The organism is Moraxella atlantae NBRC 14588, from assembly GCF_001591265.1.
Classification (GTDB): Bacteria; Pseudomonadota; Gammaproteobacteria; order Pseudomonadales; family Moraxellaceae; genus Faucicola; species Faucicola atlantae.
Genome location: NZ_BCUL01000058.1, coordinates 1 through 1,670, shown reverse-complemented (window position 1 = coordinate 1,670; position 1,670 = coordinate 1). Strand labels below are relative to the sequence as shown.

General features: G+C 43.1%; 1 protein-coding gene and 1 pseudogene. Both read right to left on the bottom strand.

What is annotated here, in order from left to right:
* Window positions 1-12: 12 nt before the first annotated feature.
* Window positions 13-435, bottom strand: a pseudogene (locus MA2_RS11025) (transposase); the annotation flags it as partial.
* Window positions 436-578: 143 nt separating this feature from the next.
* Window positions 579-1,670: IS66 family transposase (gene tnpC, locus MA2_RS10645; protein WP_156470957.1), on the bottom strand; the 1,092-nt coding region annotated here is incomplete at its 5' end.

The following is a 1,670-nucleotide window of genomic DNA, read 5'->3' as shown; positions in this document are numbered from 1 at the left end:
AATAAATTATAGTCAATTAAAACCAGAATAGGACAAAAGAGCATCCCAAAAAGTATCGAAAGTAGTTAAAACTTTACGTAAATATTTTTTAAGATTGCCCCACGTCTTTTCGATTGGATTTAGTTCAGGTGAATAAGGCGATAAAGGTAACACAACATGACCAAATCTTTTGGCTAATTCTCGTAGAATTTTGATTCGATGAAATCGAGCATTATCCATAATAATAACTGATTTAACGCTTAATGAAGGTAGTAAGCTTTCTTCAAACCATTGTTCAAAAAAGGCACTGGTCATTGTGTTATTGTAAGTCATTGGAGCAATGAGTTTATTACCAATTTGACCTGCTACTACTGATACACGTTTGTATTTTTTACCATGAATGGTGCTTTTAACGGGTTGCCCCTTTGGTGACCTTGCAAATGGGCGATGCAAATATAGTCAAAACCGAATTATACCAAGCAACTTTCAACACATTCCTTAAGCGTATCAAAATTGCTTAGCGTTAAACGAACCTTTTGCTTGATGACTGCCCACAACTGCTCAATTGGATTAAGTTCAGTAAGCCCCCGACCATCCCCCTATTGAGATGGTTTCCAGCAATGTGGTAGCAGCTCATCAATCTGGCTATCCGGATGTGTCGGCAGCCGTCTTAGCACATCCGCTAAATACGCATACGGATCAAGCCCATTCAATCTAGCTGACTGGATGAGTGACATAATATTCGCCGCCCGCTGCCCACTCTCAAGCGACCCTGCGAACAACCAATTCTTACGTCCGAGAGCCCAAGGACGCATCTGATTTTCTGCCCAATTATTATCAATCGGCAAATTGCCATCATCCAAATAACGTGTCAGAGCCTGCCACCGTTTCAAGCAATACTCAATCGCCTTGGTAATATCAGCATTCTTAGTCGTACCTAGCCTTTTCTCCTGTAACCACACAAGAAGCCTATCAGCGACTGGTTTAGCCTTATCCTGTCTGATTTGCCTAACGACTTGGGCATCTCTAGGCATCGGCGTTTGGTTTTTCTCAAACTGCTCATCAATCTCACGCTCAACGGCATACAGCGATTGAAACAGTTTTAGTGCCTCAATGCTAATAAGACTCTGCCCTGTCACATGCAGTTCATGAAACTTACGTCTAGCATGGGCCATACAACCCACCTCAATCACGCCTCGCCCAAATAATGGCTTGTAACCGTTATAGCCATCGCAAATAAGCTTTCCTTTAAAGCCCTGTAAAAAAGCATTGGGATACTCACGACCCCGACCTTGGGCAAAGTCATACACCACCGCTTTGATTGGGCTGTGCTTAAGTGTCACATACGCCCACACATAACCTTGTTTTAACTTGCGCTTAATATCTTTGGTACCGTAAGCGTTTAAAATCTTCACAGGGGTTTCATCGGCATGCACAATTGGCTGAATAAGCATCAGCTTGATTAAGCGATTAACTAAAAACCCCAGCTGCACCCCACAGCGTCCGACCCAATCTGCCAAGGTCGAATCAGATAAATACACCCCGCTACGCTGATAAATCAGGCTTTGGCGATACAGAGGCAAATGGTCAGCGTATTTACTGATCAAGATGTGAGCCAGTAGCTCAGGCGTTGCAACGCTTTTATCAATGAGTTGAGGCTCGGTTTTGGCTTGAACTAACTTCTCACCATG